15 protein-coding genes are annotated in these 15,949 nt (G+C 73.0%); 2 read left to right on the top strand and 13 right to left on the bottom strand.

Annotation, left to right across the window (positions count from 1 at the left end):
- Positions 1-60 precede the first annotated feature (60 nt).
- Positions 61-636 carry a DinB family protein gene (locus tag AC1WTP_RS24630; protein ID WP_481651636.1) on the top strand — a complete coding sequence of 192 codons (576 nt, stop codon included), beginning with the start codon at positions 61-63 and terminating at the stop codon, positions 634-636.
- Positions 637-682: 46 nt separating this feature from the next.
- Here AC1WTP_RS24630 and AC1WTP_RS24625 read toward each other — a convergent pair whose 3' ends face one another.
- The 12 genes from AC1WTP_RS24625 to AC1WTP_RS24570 form a co-directional block, all read right to left on the bottom strand.
- Entirely contained in the window at positions 683-2,092 is a 1,410-nt protein-coding gene (locus AC1WTP_RS24625) for a GH1 family beta-glucosidase (RefSeq protein WP_481651635.1), read from the bottom strand.
- Complete coding sequence (gene yicI / locus AC1WTP_RS24620) at positions 2,089-4,320, bottom strand: alpha-xylosidase (RefSeq protein WP_481651634.1); 2,232 nt, start codon at positions 4,318-4,320, stop codon at positions 2,089-2,091. Before yicI ends, AC1WTP_RS24625 begins: the two co-directional genes overlap by 4 nt.
- A complete protein-coding gene (locus tag AC1WTP_RS24615) occupies positions 4,317-5,210 on the bottom strand; it encodes a carbohydrate ABC transporter permease (RefSeq protein WP_481651633.1) in 894 nt (297 codons plus the stop codon). The genes yicI and AC1WTP_RS24615 overlap by 4 nt, the downstream gene beginning before the upstream one ends.
- Position 5,211: 1 nt before the next feature.
- Positions 5,212-6,183, bottom strand: a complete 972-nt coding sequence (locus AC1WTP_RS24610; protein WP_481651632.1) for a carbohydrate ABC transporter permease — start codon at positions 6,181-6,183, stop codon at positions 5,212-5,214.
- 64 nt (positions 6,184-6,247) lie between these two features.
- A complete protein-coding gene (locus AC1WTP_RS24605; protein WP_481651631.1) occupies positions 6,248-7,552 on the bottom strand; it encodes an ABC transporter substrate-binding protein in 1,305 nt (434 codons plus the stop codon).
- A gap of 77 nt (positions 7,553-7,629) precedes the next feature.
- Positions 7,630-8,769: a LacI family DNA-binding transcriptional regulator gene (locus AC1WTP_RS24600; protein WP_481651704.1), complete on the bottom strand. Its 1,140-nt coding sequence runs from the start codon at positions 8,767-8,769 to the stop codon at positions 7,630-7,632.
- Between the two features lie 227 nt (positions 8,770-8,996).
- Positions 8,997-9,890, bottom strand: coding sequence for an amidohydrolase family protein (locus tag AC1WTP_RS24595; RefSeq protein ID WP_481651703.1), 894 nt, complete (start codon positions 9,888-9,890; stop codon positions 8,997-8,999).
- A gap of 50 nt (positions 9,891-9,940) precedes the next feature.
- The gene (locus AC1WTP_RS24590) at positions 9,941-10,750 is read right to left on the bottom strand and encodes a metal-dependent hydrolase (protein ID WP_481651630.1); all 810 of its coding nucleotides are present in this window, start codon (positions 10,748-10,750) and stop codon (positions 9,941-9,943) included.
- A gap of 102 nt (positions 10,751-10,852) precedes the next feature.
- Positions 10,853-12,412, bottom strand: coding sequence for a serine/threonine-protein kinase (locus AC1WTP_RS24585; RefSeq protein WP_481651702.1), 1,560 nt, complete (start codon positions 12,410-12,412; stop codon positions 10,853-10,855).
- Positions 12,413-12,579: 167 nt separating this feature from the next.
- The gene (locus AC1WTP_RS24580; RefSeq protein WP_481651629.1) at positions 12,580-12,810 is read right to left on the bottom strand and encodes a cation:proton antiporter regulatory subunit; all 231 of its coding nucleotides are present in this window, start codon (positions 12,808-12,810) and stop codon (positions 12,580-12,582) included.
- Between the two features lie 25 nt (positions 12,811-12,835).
- The gene (locus tag AC1WTP_RS24575) at positions 12,836-13,642 is read right to left on the bottom strand and encodes a rod shape-determining protein (RefSeq protein WP_481651628.1); all 807 of its coding nucleotides are present in this window, start codon (positions 13,640-13,642) and stop codon (positions 12,836-12,838) included.
- A gap of 144 nt (positions 13,643-13,786) precedes the next feature.
- The gene (locus AC1WTP_RS24570) at positions 13,787-13,993 is read right to left on the bottom strand and encodes a hypothetical protein (protein WP_481651627.1); all 207 of its coding nucleotides are present in this window, start codon (positions 13,991-13,993) and stop codon (positions 13,787-13,789) included.
- 153 nt (positions 13,994-14,146) lie between these two features.
- Between AC1WTP_RS24570 and AC1WTP_RS24565 the strand changes: the two genes are divergently transcribed.
- Positions 14,147-15,022 carry a rod shape-determining protein gene (locus AC1WTP_RS24565; RefSeq protein WP_481651626.1) on the top strand — a complete coding sequence of 292 codons (876 nt, stop codon included), beginning with the start codon at positions 14,147-14,149 and terminating at the stop codon, positions 15,020-15,022.
- 12 nt (positions 15,023-15,034) lie between these two features.
- On the opposite strand, the gene AC1WTP_RS24560 is transcribed toward AC1WTP_RS24565, so the two are convergent.
- Positions 15,035-15,949: glycosyltransferase family 4 protein (locus AC1WTP_RS24560; RefSeq protein WP_481651625.1), on the bottom strand; the 915-nt coding region annotated here is incomplete at its 5' end.

Genomic DNA, 15,949 nt, shown 5'->3' with positions numbered 1-15,949 from the left:
GCGGATCATGATCTCTGTGCGGGGCAGCGCCGACCCTCGACCAGCTGCCATAGTGGCGCCGTGAAGGCAGACCTGCAGAGTTACTTGAAGGGCGGCCGCGACGCGCTGCTGTGGAAGCTCGACGGGCTCAGCGAATACGACATTCGGCGCCCGCTGACCCGGACCGCCACCAACTTGCTCGGTCTGGTGAAACACGCGGCGGCCTGCGAGATCCTCTACTTCGGCGTTGTGTTCGGCCGGCCGTTCGAGCAAAAGTTGCCGTACGTCGGCGACGGAGCGGAGACCAATGCCGACATGTGGGCGACCGCGGACGAGACCCGCGAGGAGATCGTCGCTCTGTACCGTCGCGCGAGCGCCCACGCCGACGCCACCATTGAAGCCCTCGCGCTGGATGACGTCGGGCGCGTGCCGTGGTGGGGGGATGCAGCGGTCACGTTGCACCACGTCCTGATCCACGTCATCGCGGAAACACAACGGCACGCCGGCCACGCTGACATCGTGCGCGAACTCATCGACGGCGCGGCCGGGCTGCTGCCCGGGAACGACAACCTGCCCCCCGCCGACGAACCATGGTGGCTGGACTACCGCCAGCGGGTGGAGCAGGCTGCCATCCACGCCGGCAAAGGCAGCGTCTAGATTTTCTGTCGATCATGGAAGTCAGATGGGCGGCAGATGTAGCTGCTCACTCCGCCGGCTGGTCCAGCCGGCCGCTGGCAACCAGGCGGCGGTACCAGTGCGCGCTCTCCTTCCAGGTGCGGACCTGGGTGTCGTAGTCGACCCGGATGATCCCGAAGCGGCGGTCGTACCCGTAGCCCCACTCGAAGTTGTCGAGCAGCGACCAGACGAAGTAGCCGCGCACGTCCGCACCCTGCGCCCGGGCCTCGGCCGTCGCGGCGATGTGCCGGCGCAGGTAGTCGATCCGCCGGTCGTCCTGGATCGTGCCGTCGGGCGCCACCACGTCGTCGAAGGCCGCGCCGTTTTCGGTGATCATCAGCGGCTGGCCCGGGTACTCCCGGTGCAGGCGGAGCAGCAGCTCGGTCAGGGCGGCCGGATCGATGTTCCAGCCCATCGCGGTGTGCGGGCCGGGCTGCGGCAGGAAGTCGACGTCGTCGGCGGCCACCCAGGGCGAGTACGCGGACGCGCCGTGCCCGTCCGCGTCCGACCGGGGCGAGACCCCGTCCCAGGCCCGGACCAGCGTGCTGGAGTAGTAGTTGACCCCGAGCACGTCCAGCGGCACCGCGATCAGCTTCTCGTCGCCGTCGTGGACGAACGACCAGTCGGTGACCGCGGCGGTGTCGGCCAGCAGGTCGGCCGGGTAGGCCCCGTCCAGCATCGGGCCGAGGAACGCGCGGTTGGCCAGCGCGTCGATGCGCCGCACCGCGTCCCGGTCCGCGGCCGAGTCCGACGCCGGGCGGACGACGTGCAGGTTCAGCGTCACCGACAGCTCGGCCGCCGGGGCCAGCTCGCGGACCACCCGGCCGGCCAGGCCGTGCGCGAGGTTGAGGTGGTGCACCGCGGCCAGCGCCGCCGCCGGCTCGGTACGGCCGGGCGCGTGCACCCCCGAGGCGTGGCCGAGGAACGCCGAGCACCACGGCTCGTTCAGCGTGGTCCAGGTGTGCACCCGGTCGCCCAGCGCCTCGACGATCCCGGCCGCGTACTCCTGGAACCGCAGCGCGGTGTCCCGCGCCGCCCACCCGCCGGCGTCCTCCAGCTCCTGCGGCAGGTCCCAGTGGTACATCGTGGCCACCGGCCGCACGCCGCGCTCCAGCAGCCCGTCCACCAGCCGTGAGTAGAAGTCCAGGCCGGCCCGGTTGAACGCGCCGGAGCCGCCCGGCTGCACCCGGGGCCAGGAGACTGAGAACCGGTACGCGCCGAGGCCGAGGTCGGCGATGTGTCCCAGGTCCTCCGGCCAGCGGTGGTAGTGGTCCGCCGCCACGTCGCCGGTGTCGCCGTTGCGCGTACGGCCGGGGGTGTGGCTGTAGGTGTCCCAGATGGACCGCCCCCGGCCACCCTCGGTGGCCGCACCCTCGATCTGGTACGCCGCCGTGGCGGAGCCCCAGACGAACCCCTCCGGGAAGATGTGTTCCGTCATCGCCGCACCCCCTGTACCTCGCAGTCGTACGCCGTCGAGGCGCCCGCCACCAGCTCGGCGGTGGCCGTCCCGCCCTCGTAGCGCACCTCGAACTCGGCGCCGCACCCCGCTCCCGGCGACGGCACCCGCACCCGGGTCCGCTGCCCCTCCGCCGGGGCGTAGAGCCGCAACCGCACGCCGTCGGCCCACTCGTAGTCCGGCCGGTCGGTGCGGGCGCCGAACGGGATCACCGCGCCGGGTCGGGCCAGCACGGGCAGGCTGTCGAACCCGTGCTTCTCGGTCACCCAGGCCGGCCCGGTGAGCTGCGCGCCGCTCACCAGGCGCGTCCAGGTGCCGGCCGGCACGTAGAAGGTGACCTGCCCGTCGGCGTTCAGCACGGGCGCCACCAGCACGTCGGGGCCGAGCATGTACTGCCGGTCGAGGTAGGTGGCGGTCGGGTCGTCCGGGAATTCGACCACCATCGGGCGCATCATCGGCACGCCGTCGCGGTGCGCCTCCTCGGCGACCCCGGCCAGGTACGGCATGAGGCTCAGCTTGAGCCGGGTGAAGTGCCGCAGCACGTCGACCGCCTCCTCGTCGAAGGCCCACGGCACCCGGTAGGAGCCGGAGCCGTGCAGCCGGGAGTGCGAGGAGAGCAGCCCGAAGGCGATCCACCGCTTGAACACCGCCGGGTCGGGGGTGCCCTCGAAGCCGCCGATGTCGTGGCTCCAGTAGCCGAAGCCGGACGCGGCGAGCGACAGCCCCCCGCGCAGCGACTCGGCCATGGACACGAACGTCGACTCGCAGTCGCCGCCCCAGTGCACGGGGAACTGCTGCCCGCCGGCCGTGGCCGACCGGGCGAACAGCACCGCCTCGCCCTTCCCGCGCTCGGCCTCCAGCAGTTCGAAGACCGCCCGGTTGTAGAGGTGGGTGTAGTAGTTGTGCATCCGCTGCGGGTCCGACCCGTCGTGCCAGACCACGTCGGTCGGGATGCGCTCGCCGAAGTCGGTCTTGAAGCAGTCGACGCCCATGTCCAGCAGCGCCTTGAGCTTCCCCGTGTACCAGGCGACGGCGTCCGGGTTGGTGAAGTCCACCAGCGCCATGCCGGCCTGCCACTTGTCCCACTGCCAGACCGACCCGTCGGGCCGGCGCACCAGGTAGCCGGCGCGCCGGCCCTCCTCGAACAGGTACGACCGCTGGGCGATGTACGGGTTGATCCACACGCACACCTTGAGGTCGCGCTCGTGCAGCCGGCGTAGCATCCCCTCGGGGTCGGGGAAGGTGGCCGGGTCCCAGACGAAGTCGACCCAGTGGTACTGCCGCATCCAGAAGCAGTCGAAGTGGAACACCGACAGCGGGAGGTCCCGCTCCGCCATCCCGTCGATGAACTCGGTGACGGTCTTCTCGTCGTACGCCGTGGTGAACGACGTGGAGAGCCACAGCCCGTACGACCAGGCCGGCACCCGGGCGGGTCGTCCGGTCAGCGCGGTGTAGCGCCGCAGCACGTCCTTCGGCGTGGGCCCGTCGATGAGGTAGTAGGTGAGCGTCTGCCCCTCGACGCTGAACTGGTTCTGCGACACCACCTCGGAGCCGATCTCGAACGAGACGTGCTCGGGGTGGTCGACGAACACGCCGTAGCCGCGGTTGCTCAGGTAGAACGGGACGTTCTTGTACGCCTGCTCGCTGGCGGTGCCGCCGTCGGCGTTCCAGATGTCGACGGTCTGGCCGTTCTTGACGAAGGCGCCGAACCGCTCGCCCAGCCCGTACACCGCTTCGCCGACGTCGAGGCCCAACCGCTCGTGCACGTACTCGCGGCCCTCGGCGTCGGTGACGATGCCGACGCTGCGTTCGGTGGACGAGGTGAGCAGGCGGTCGCCGTGCAGGAAGTCGACCCGCCACCCGTCGATCAGCGCGACCCGGGCGGTGAGTTCGCCGGTGGTCAGCGTGGCGGTGATGCCGGTGACGTCGACGGTGACCGGGTGCTCCTCGCCGCCGGCCAGTTCGAACGCGGGGAGCTTCGGGGCCCCGCCCAGGTGGTGGGCGATGGTCACGCCGACGATCCCGGGGGCGGGGGAGAAGAACCGGGCGGTGACGACCGGCCGGTTCAGGGTGCCGCCGCGGCCGGCGGTCCGGCCGGTGGGGGCGAAGACGGTGAACCCACGGTCGTCCGGCTCCACCGACTCGACCGTGCCGGGCCGCAGCACGGTGACCCCCGGTCGCAGTTGCCAGTACCCGTCGGTGAACTTCACTTCTCGGCTCCTGCCGTGATGCCGCGCGAAAGGGTGCGCTGGAAGATGAGGAAGAAGAGGATGGCCGGGAGGAGGCTGATCAGCGCGCCGGCGTTGGTGGTCGGAGCGTCCATCAACCGGTCGCCCTGCAACGACGCGAGCGCGACCGGGATGGTCTGCGTCTGGTTGTCGATGAGCATGACCAGCGGGATGAGGAACTCGTTCCACGTCCAGATGAAGAAGAAGATCAGCAGCACCGCGAGGGTCGGCCGCAGGTTGGGAAAGACCACCCGCCACAGGATCGTCCACCTGCCCGCGCCGTCCAGCGCCGCCGCTTCCAGCAGCGAGCGGGGGAACGTGCCGAGTACCGAGGCGAGCAGGTAGGTGCCGAACGCGCTCTGGATCACGGTGAAGATGATGATCACCGACAGCTGGGTGTTGTAGAGGCCGACCTGCTTCGCGGCGTAGTACAGCGGGTAGATCAGCGCCTCCTGCGGCAGCATGTTGGCCAGCAGGAAGAGCCCCACGATCCAGAGCCGGCCGCGGACCCGGCCGATGCCCAGGGCGTACGCGTTGAGCAGCGACACGACGACGCCGAGCACCGCGACGGAGCCCGCGATGAGCGTGGAGTTCCAGAGCTTGAGCGGGAAGTTGACCTCGGTCCAGTACGTCCGCAGGCCCTTGGTGTAGAACTCCGACGGCCAGCTGAGCGGGCCGCCCGTCGAGTAGTCGCCGGGCGACTTGAACGCGTTGAGCAGCATGAACGCGAACGGCACCAGCATGGCGAGGGCGCCGAGGGTGACCAGGGCGAGGATGATCCAGCGGCTCGCGCCGCGGTGGTGCCGGTCGCGGGCCGGTCGCGGCCGGCGCGGTGTCACCGCGGGCTCGGCCGGAGTGAGCGTGACGGCCATGTCAGACCCCCCGGTCCTGGCGCTCGCTGCGGTACTGCATCCAGATGAACACCACGGCCACCACGACGATGATCAGGGTGAGCACGGTGGAGATCGCGGAGCCGTAGCCGACCTGGAGCTTCTTGAAGAAGGTGTAGTAGGCGAAGTACGACGGCACGTTGGTGGTGTTCTCCGGCCCGCCCCGGGTCAGCGCGAACACCGGGCCGAACACCTTCAGCGCCGCGATCGTGCAGGTCAGCGCCACCACGAAGGTCTCCGGCCGGATCTGCGCCAGGGTGATGGCCCGGAACCGGTGGAACCAGCCGGCGCCGTCGACCTCGGCCGCCTCGTACAGCTCGGGATCGACCCGCTGCAGCGCGGCCATGAAGACGACCACCGGGTAGCCGATCTGCACCCAGATCATCACCGCCATCACGCTGGGCAGGGCGGTGTCCGGGTCACCGAGCCAGTCGTGGCGCAGCGCGCCGAGGCCGATCGCGTCGAGCAGGCCGTTGAACGCGCCGTCGGGGCGCAGGATCCAGCCCCAGACGATGCCGGCCACCACCACCGGCAGCACCTGCGGCAGGTAGAAGGCGGCGCGCAGCGCCGCGGCGGTGCGGGGTCGGAACTTGCGCCCGATGACGTCGAAGAGCACGGCGGCGAGCACCAGACCGACCACGGTGGGCACCACCACCATGGCGACGATCATCGCCAGCGTGTTCTTGAACGAGGTCCAGAACACCTCGTCCTGGAAGAGGTTGCGGTAGTTGTCCAGGCCGACGAAGGTCGGGTCGCCGATGCCGGACCACTTGGTCAGCGAGAAGTAGATGGTGCCGACCAGCGGCGCGCCGATGACGAGCAGGAAGAGCACCGCGCCGGGGAGCAGGTAGAGCCAGTAACCGGCGCGGCTGCCGCGGCGCTTCCGGCGGGTCGCCGGCCGCCCGGGTGGCGTGGCGGGCCGCTGCGGGCCGGCCAGGGTCTGGGGGAGTGCCATGGGAGATCCTTCCCGGCGGGGTGGACGCGCCGGCCGTGACCGGACGCGCCCACCCCTTGCCGTGTCACTTGCCGGTGATCTCCTTGACGCCGTCCGCGTACGGCTTGGCGATCCCGTCGAGCACCTGGTCCGGGGACTTGGACCCGTTGATCAGGCTCTGGAACCCGGAGACCAGCACGTCGTAGTAGCCGGGCACCGGCCAGTCCGGGTAGAAGGCGAGGCCGTCCTGCTGGCTGATCGTGTTGAAGTTCTCGATCAGCTTGCGGTCCTTCGGGTCACTGATCTTCGACGGGTCGGCGGCCACCGGCACGCCTCCGTTGTTGCCGATCAGCGCCTGGATCTCCGGACGCAGCGTGATGTCGATGAAGTCGTACGCCAGGTTCTTGGCCTTGCTGCTCGCGGGCACCACCCAGAGGTTGCCCGACGAGCCGGCCTGGAGGGTGTTGCCGGGGAACAGGAAGGTGTCCCAGTTGAACTTGATCTCGCTCTTGAACCGGCCGTACCACCAGCTGCCGGAGACGATCATCGGCGCCTTGCCGGAGATGAAGGCGGTGCCCATGTCCTCGGCCTTCAGGCTCGCGGAGTCCTTGGCGACGTAGCCCTTCCGCACCCAGTCGGCGAAGGTCTCCGCGCCGTACTTCAGCGGGTCGGCGTGGAAGTCCACCGGGTTCTGGTAGAGCTGGTAGTCGTTGACGAACTGCCGGTCCGCCTTGGCGAGCGCGAGCTGGTAGAAGAGCTGCCCGGCCGGGTACTCGGCACCCGCCTCGGCCAGCGGCGTGACACCCTTGCCGACGAAGGTGTCCATCGCGGCGGTCATCTCGGCCAGCGTCGTCGGCACCTTGACGCCGTGCCGGTCGAAGAGGTCCTTGTTGTAGTAGACCGTCACGTACTCGCCGTAGTTCGGCACGCCGTACCAGTTGCCCGAGCCCATCACGCCCTTGTCGCTGTAGCGGGCGGTGGTCTGCAGGCTGGGGCTGAGCTCCTTGTCCCACCCGCGCTTGGTGGCCTCGTCGCTCAGGTCGGTGAGCAGCCCCTGGGAGGAGAGCAGGCCGGCGGTCGCGTTGCCCTTGTTGTACTCCATGATGTCCGGGCCCTCGGACGAGTTGATGATCATGCCGGCGTTCTGCTGGATCTGCTCGAACGCCTTGCGCTCGAACTGCACCTCGACGCCCGGGTGCTCGTCCTTGAAGATCTGGATCGCCCGGTCCCAGGCGACGCCCATCGCGCTGTTCGCGCTCTCGTAGTGCCAGAGCTTGAGGGTCTTGGCGTCGCCGCCGTCGCCCCCCGCGTCGCCGCCGCACGCGGCCACCGTCGTCGTCGCGGTCGCGGCCAGCGCGACGGCGACGACCAGCTTGCGGAATCGCCCCATTGCTATCCTCCTGGTGAGTATCGAGCCGGTACTTACCTGGCCCGTCGTCGCGTGGCAGCGCGGCGGCGGGCCGTCTGTCACGTGCCCGGCGGGCCGGAGCCGGTCGGGTCGATGCGGTCGCGGCCGGTCGCGGCGGCCGGGAGGTCGCCGGTGGCCGCGGTGGCCGTCGCGCCGTCGCCGCCGCGCGGGACGGTGGCGGTCAGGGTGGCCGGCCGGGCGACCGGGCCGGTCGACCCGCGGATCTCCAGCCCGCACGGCAGCAGCTGCTGGTGGTGCTCGCCGCCGACGCCCTCCAGCTGGCGCAGCAACGCCTCGACCGCCATCCGGCCCAGCGCCGAGCCGGGCGAGGTCATCGCCGTCAGGGCGGGGGTGGCCAGCTCGGCCACCTGGGGTGAGGTGACCATCGAGACCACCGAGACGTCGTCGGGCACCGCGAGGCCCCGGGTGGCCAGCTCGCCGAGGATGCCGAAGACGCCGTTCTCGTTCATCGCCAGCAGGGCGGTCAGGTCGGGTGCCTGCGCGAGGGCCGTGGTCAGGGCGGCCCGCCCGCCGGCGGCGCTGTCCTCGGCGGGGATCATCACGGGCTCCAGGCCGTGGCCCGCCATCGCCGCGACGAACGCGTCCCGGGTACGCACCGCCGGGCCGTAGCCGGCCGCGATGGTGGCGGCCGAGTGGTTCACGTAGACGATCCGGCGGTGGCCGAGGCCGACGAGGTGGTCGACGGCCTCGCGGACGGTCTGGTCGAAGTCGATGTCGACGTACGACAGGCCGGTGGTGTCGCCGGTGCGGCCGATCAGCACCAGGGGTACGCCGGCCTCCTGGAGGGCGGCCACCCGCCCGTCGGAGACCTGCACCTCCATCAGCACCGCGCCGTCGATCATCCGCTGGCTCGCCAGCCGGCGCAGGTCGTCGAGATCGCCCACGCCCACCGGGGAGAGCACCAGGTGGTAGCCGGCGGCGCTGGCGGCGGCGGCCGCCCCGGTGACGAAGGCGGTCTCGGTGGCGCCCAGCCCGCGCTCGTCCATCGGCATGAGCAGGCCGAGGATCCGGCTGCGCCGGCTGGCCAGGCCCCGGGCCATGGCGTTCGGCTGGTAGTCGAGCTCCGCCATGGCGGCGAGGACCTTGTCCCGGGTGGCCTGCGAGATCGGCCGGGTGCCGGTGAGCACGTACGACACGGTGCTGACCGAGACCCGGGCGAGGCGGGCGACGTCGTGCATGGTGGCCACCGCGCACCTCCTCTGGCCAGCAGTGGGACCGCTCCCGGGGATGGTTGTCGAAACGTTTCGACTAACCGTTTCGACAGACGGTAGGGCACGTGTTACGAGGCCGTCAATAGCCGATGTCGAGCAGAAGTCCGGGCGAGCCGGCCGACGGGGGCGGGTCAGGGCCGGGGCGGGCGCCTGTCGGCCCGGGCAGGGGTGCCCCGGGGCGCTGGCCGGGGCGGTCAGCCCAGGTCGAAGAGGTCGGCGGCGTTGTGCCAGCAGACCGCGCGCAGCCAGTCGTCGCCGAGGTCGAGCCGGACCAGGCCGGCGAGCTGCTCCGCGTACGGGTAGGGGATGTTCGGGAAGTCGCTGCCCAGCAGCACCTTGCCGGCCAGCCCCAGCTCGCGCAGCCGGGGCAGCTCGTCGGCGGGGAAGGGGACGAACCGGTCGAAGAAGGAGGTGAAGGCCATGGTGGTGTCCAGCCGGACCCGCTCGTGGGCCTCGGCCAGGTCGAGGAAGGCCCGGTAGTCCGGCGCGCCCAGGTGTGCCACCACCGCGGTGAGCCGGGGGTGGCGGGCCAGCACCGCGGCGAACGGTTCCGGGCCGGTGTGCGCGGTGCCGACCGGGGCGTGCCCGGCGTGCACCACGACCGGCACCCCGGCGTCGGCGAGCAGCCCCCAGACCGGGTCCAGCGCGGGATCGGTCGGCGCGAACCCGCCGACCTGGACGTGCACCTTGAACACCCGGGCGCCGGCGGCCAGCGCGGCGGTGACGTACCGTTCGGCGGTCGGCTCCGGGAAGAAGGTCGCCGAGGGCAGGCAGCCCGGGGTGGCCCGGGCGAAGTCGAGCGTCCAGCGGTTCAGCTCCGCCGCCATGCCGGGCTTGTGGGCGTACGCCAGCGCGCTGAACGCCCGGACGCCGAGCCGGCGCAGGTGCGCCACCCGTTCGGCGTCGCTCCACCGGTACCGGATCGGCCACTCGGTGCCCACCAGCGGCCCGGCCGCGTCGAAGTAGGCCCACACCCGGCGCAGCAGCCGGGGCGGCAGGAAGTGCACGTGCACGTCGGCCAGCCCGGGCAGGCCGAGCCGGCGCCAGAACGCCGGCACCTCGGCGTCGTCGGCTCCGGTCAGCGGCAGCTCGGCGTCGTCGGCCCCGGACGCGGGGTCGGTGGGGACGGGCCGGTCGGTCATACCTGGATGTCGAAGCGTTGCAGCACCGACGGCGCGACCAGCCCGGCGGCGGCGAGCACCGCGATCACGGTCAGCGCGGCGCGGACCACGACCACCTCGGTCTTGCTGCCGGCCCGCAGCGCGATGCTGTTCGGCAGGCCGACCATCGTCCACATCCGACGTTTGATCGGGATGGGCCAGAGGATCGGCACCCCGGCCTTGGTGATCATGTCGCCGAGGATGTGCACGAAGCAGCCCACCCCGACGGCGGTGCCGATCAGCGGATAGCCGCGGCCACCGGGGAGGTTGGCGGCGACGAACCAGGCCGCCCCGGCCGACACCAGGGTCACGATCACCCAGCCGGCCCGCTCGGCCCACTCGTCGAAGAGCCCACGCAGCGCCAGCCCGATCATGAAGAACAGGATGCCGATCACCGCCCACTTGCCGTACGCGGCGCAGAGCGCGGTGGTGCCCCAGCCGACCAGCAGGGTGAACGGGATGGTGTGGGTCAGCGTCCGGTGGCCGTTGCTGCGGCGCGGGTCGCGGCTGAGCTTGGTGGCGTAGTAGACCCCGAGCGAGATCTTCTCCATCACCTCGGCGATGAACAGCGAGAACACCCCGAAGGTGCGGGCGACGGTGGCGCCGCCCTGGTTGCGGGTGACCTTGCCGGACAGGTCGAGGTCGGGGAAGAGCGCGCCACCCGCGCAGACCGCGGTGCCGACCGCGAGCGCCAGCGGGGACTGGTGGTAGTCGGCGAACTGGTCCAGGGCCCACGACCCGGCCAGCCACACCGCCGCGCCGGACAGCGCGTGGGACGGTCCCATCATCTCGGCTCACCCTCCCCAGGGATCTTGAGCGCCCAAGCTACGCCACTCTAGTCAGAGCCCGCGCCGCAGGGGCATCACCCGGACGGTCCACAGAGGATGGTGTCAGGGCAGGGGGGTGAAGCTCTGCCGGATCATCGCAAAGTATGCCGTGTTGACCTGCCAGTCGAACTCCTTTGTCAGCCATGAGACGGTGTACGCGCGGTCGGCGGAGACGTTGGCCAGCAGCCGCCCGGTGTGCACCCGCTCACCGGTCGCGCCGATCCAGGCGCACTCCCAGATCGCTGCGCCCTGGAACATGTCCAGCGCCGCGATGTCGTACCGCTGGTAGCCCGGGAGCGACCCGCCCCCGGTGAGCCGCCGCTCCTCCGCCCACCACCAGCCGACCGGGTCGGCCCGCCGGGGACCTGCCTCCACGCCGAGCACCCGGGCCCCGCCCGGTTCCCGGAAGCAGGTCGCCGCGCCGTCGGTCCAGTACAGCCAGGCCACCGGGGCGGCGATCCGGTAGCCGGCCGGGTCCACATGCCACGTCCAGTTGGCCACCAGCCGGTACGCGCCGGCCGGCGCGGGCACCGACGGCACCGGCGAGGCCCCGGACGGCGGCGCCGCGGCGCAGGCGAACGCGGCCGGGCGGGGACCGGCGGTGGCGCCGGCGCCGGAGCCGGACCGGGCGGTCAGCGGCTCGTCGGTCCGCCCGGCCAGGCTGAGCGCGACCCCCGCCGTGGCGAGCAGCGTGGCGACGGCCCCCACCGCGACCAGCCGCCGCAGCCGGGCCCGCCGCGACGCGCCCGCCCGCCGGCCGGTCGGGTCCGCCCGGGCAGCCGCGGGTGCGCGGCTGTCGCCGTGCGCCGTGGCCGGCACGCCGGCGGTTGGCTTCGGCGGGGTCGCCGGCGGCGGGGCGGCCGGCCGGTCCAGGTCGGCGGCGGCGCGCAGCAGCGGCTCGGCCTCGACGGCGGTCAGCCGCCGCCACGGGTCCCGTTGCAGCAGTCCGGTGAGGACCGGCCGCAGCACCCCGGCCCGGCGCATCGGGTCCGGCGGCTCGGTGGCCAGCGCGCTCAACGTCGCCATCGCGCTCGGCCGGGCGTACGGCGCCCGCCCCTCGACGGCCGCGTAGAGGGTCGCGCCGAGCGACCAGAGGTCGGTACGCGGATCGGAGATCCCGTCCCGGGCGCGTTCCGGTGCGACGAACTGCGGTGAGCCCAGCACCATGCCCGGCCCGGTCATCGTGCCGTCCCCGCCGGCGAAGGTGGCCAGCCCGAAGTCGGTCAGCACCACCCGGCCGTCGTCGGCGACCAGCACGTTGTGCGGCTTCACGTCGCGGTGCAGCACCCCGGCGGCGTGCGCGGCCCGCAGCGCGGCGAGCACCGCCAGGCCGATCCGAGCGGTACGCCGTGGGCTCAGCGGCCCGTCGGTGGCGAGGATCTGGTGCACCGAGCGCGACCGCACGTACTCCATCACGATCCACGGGCTGTCCTCGTCGTGCACCACGTCGTAGATCCGCACCACGTTCGGGTGGTTGAGCCGGGCCGCGGTGCGGGCCTCGCGGAGCGTACGCAGCCGCAACTCGTCGCGTTCGGATTCGGTCAGCCAGGCCGGCGGCCGGATCTCCTTGACCGCGACGTCGCGGTGCAGCATCTCGTCCCGGGCCAGCCAGACCCGGCCCATCCCCCCGGTCCCGACCAGGTCCAGCAGCCGGTACCGCCCCGCGATCAGCTGCTGCCGCACGGCCGCGATCCCCCTCGGTCACCCCGGGTCACACGATAGTCAGCGCTGCGCGATTTCTCATCCACCGCCGAGCGGGAGCCGCGATCCGGCGGGCACACCCACCGTCGTCAGCCGCCGGTGGGCACGATGTCGAGGACGCTGAGCAGGCTGGCGAGGGCGTGGGCCTCGGCCCGGGTCAGCCGGAGGCCGCAGCCGCGGTCCGGGTCGTCGGGGTCGTCGTGGACCAGGTCGCGGAGCCCTCCGCTGTGGTGGGTGACCACACCGACCCGGCGGCCCTCTTCGGTGGTGAACGTGTGCCGCAGCCCGATCCCGGGCAGCGGCACCGTCTCGATCTCCATGGCGTGCTCCAGATCCTCGGCGGGGTCAGTCGCCCGGTTGACCGGGCGAACCGTCGGTGTGCGACCGGGCCCGCGCCAGCAGGGCGAGGCCGTGGATGGTGGCGAGCCGGACGTCGGTGGGCATGGTGACGGCCCGGTTGGTCAGGGCGGCGAGCCGGGCGGCGAGTCCGATCGTGGCTGCCCCACCACCGGTGACGAGGAGCCGCCGCGGGCCGCCCCGGCCGGAACGGTCGCCGAGCCGCCGGACGGCGGCGGCGATGGCGGGAACCTGGTCGACGTCGTTCGACCCGTCGGCCCGGGCCGCGGCGGTAACCGCGCCGGCGGTGACGCGGACGACCTCGGTGCGCCCGTGGCCGATGTCGACCACCACCAGGTCCTCGGCGTCCAGGTCGACCCGGCAGGCCAATGCCGCGGCGAGCGGCTCCTCCACGGTGGTCACCCGTCCGCCGGTCGCCCGCCCGACGGCCGCGGTCAGCCGGTGCTGCTGCCGCAGGGTGGCGGTGGCGGGCACCCCGACCAGGACGGGAGTGTGCGGTGCCCAGGGCCGGCCGTTGGCGACGGTGAGTACGCGTAGCAGGTGCACGCAGGCGGGGAGGTGGTCCACGACGCCCGCACGCAGCGGCCACACCAGCGGAGCGCCGGTGCGTTCCGCCAGGTCGACGGCGGCCCGGCCGACGGCCCGCCGGGATCCCGGTGGTCCCCAGGCGACGACCGTCGGTTCCTCCACCACCCGCCCCAGGGCGGGCGACCAGATCCGTACGTGGGCCGTGCCCAGGTCGATGGTGAGTATCTGCCGCAGCCCTTCGCGGGCGTAGGCGCCGGGGGTGAGCATGTCGGCACCCTTCAGGGCGATTCGTGCGCAGGTCGTCGGGACCGGCGGCGGGCTGTGCGGTCCGGAACCGGTCCGCGCGGGGGCGGCGACAGCTCGGACAGCGGAGCGAAGACCAGCGGCCGCGAGGGCCGGTGGGGCGGGGCGTCAGGCGATGCCGGGGCGCGGCGGCGGAGCCCGATCGGCCGACCACGCCGGTACGCAGCCCGGGACCGATCGCTTCGTGAGCCGGAAGACGATGCACAGCCCCACCGCGCGGGCGGCCGAGCGGACCGCCGCGAGCACGGCGGCGACGACCAGCATCGACAGCGCGGTGGGCTGCTCGACGGTGCGTCGCGGCTCGGGGACTCGCATGCGGCACACCATAGCCGCGCCACACGCGGCCCGGCCAAGGTTGCCGGAGGTCGGCAAGGTGGCATGGCAGTTGTTGGCCCGCCGGGTCCGGTGCCGCCCGGGTGCTCCCGGCCGAAGCTGGAGGTCGTCCCGGGTCCGGAAAGTGAGGCCGCCATGCCTGCCACGACCAGTGTCGATCGATCGCCGCACGGCGACCACCGCGGCCCGGTCGGGGCGTACCGCGTCGGTGCGTGGCCGGCGCTGCTGGCGGTCGACGCCGGCAGCTCGCGGCTGCGGCTGTGGGGTCTGCACCGCGGCACGGTCAGCAGCTCCACCGGCGAGGGCCCCGGCCAGTGGACGGCGCTGGTGCGGCGCGGGCGCCTCGTCGACGCCCCGGCCTGCACCAACGCGCTGCGGCACCTGCTGCGTCGCTTCAGTCCGGCGGTGGGAGCGGAGCCGCTCGTCGTCGCCTGCCGCCCGGCGTCGACCACGCCGACGGACGAGCACATCATGCGGGAGGTGCTCACCACCGCGCTGGCGCCGCGCCGGCTGCTGTTCGTCGACACCGTCCGGGCCGCGGCGATCGGCGCCGGGGCCGGCGCGGGGCCGCTGCTGCTCGCCGACATCGGCGCGCAGGTCACCGAGATCGGACTGCTCAGCGACGGGCAACTGGTCGCCGCCCGGCGCGCCGATTTCGGCACCCACGACATCAAGGACCACGTCACCGTGCCCGTCCTGGCCACCATCGTCGCGCGGCTGGTGCGCGAGGTGTACCAGCAGCCGTCGACGCGGCCGACCGCGCTCGCGGCGCTGGCTCGGGGGATGGTGCTGGTCGGTGACGGCGCGGCGCGGCCGGACCTGATCGCGGCGCTGTCCCGGGCCCTGCGGATCGCGGTGCGGCCCGCTCCCGCGCCGTACACCGCCGCGCTCACCGGTGCCAGCCTCGCCGCGATGGCCGCCGCCCGGCACCCCCGCGAGGGCGGCGCCGCCATCCTGCAGGCACGAACCACCGACCACAGCATCCGGACGGGGCCAACCGGCGAGCCGTGACCGGTGCTCGGTTCAGCAGGCGGCGTGGCCGACGTCGAGCAGGTTGCCCTCCGGGATGACGATCCGCTGACCGGCGCCGGCCAGCCGCGCCGCCGCGCGCCGGGCCCGCCACGGCCCGTGCTCCCGGCGGGCCGCCGCATAGGTGCCGGCGGTCCGGTCCGCGACGGCCGCCCAGCCGTACCGGCGGCCGACCATGGTGCGGGCGCGGCGGGCGACCCGGCGCGCGAAGACCTCGTCGCCGAGGAGCTGGTCGACCGCGTCGGCCAGGGCGTCCGGGTCGCTGTGCGGGAAGGTCACGCCGGTGACGCCGGGCTCGACGATCTCGGCGAGCCCGCCGGTGCGGGCCACCGCGAGCGGGGCGCCGGCCGCCGCCGCCTCCAGCGCGACCATGCCGAACGGCTCGTAGAGGCTGGGCACCACGGTCGCGTCGGTGGCGCCCAGCATCGCGGGCAGCTGGGTGGTGTCCAGGAAACCGGTGAAGCGTACGGTCGGCCCGAGCGTGAGCCGCTGCGTCTCCTCCTCCAGCTCCGCCCGGTACGGGCCGTCGCCGGCGATCACCACCCGCAGTCCGGGGTGCCGCCGGCGCAGGTACGGCACCGCGTGCACCAGGTGCTGCACACCCTTCTCGTAGACCAGCCGACCGGCGTACCCGACCAGCGGCCCGTCCCCGGCGAACCGGGCCCGGGCCGCGGCGACCGCCCGGGGACGGGCCCGCCAGGCCCGGTCGTCCACCCCGTTGGGCACCACGTCGACCTGCCCGGTCGGCACCTCGAAGAGGGTGGTGACCTGCTCGCGCATGTAGCCCGAGCAGGCGATCACCCGGGTCGAGGCGTTGCTCAGCCAGTGTTCGACGCCGTGGATGGTGCGGTTCATCTCCTCGGGCAGCCAGCCCTGGTGCCGGCCGGCCTCGGTGGCGTGGATGGTGGT

The sequence above is a fragment of the Micromonospora sp. R311 genome, assembly GCF_056780015.1.
The sequence above is the reverse complement of the archived record's forward strand: the minus strand, read 5'-3'. Positions and strand labels throughout refer to the sequence as shown.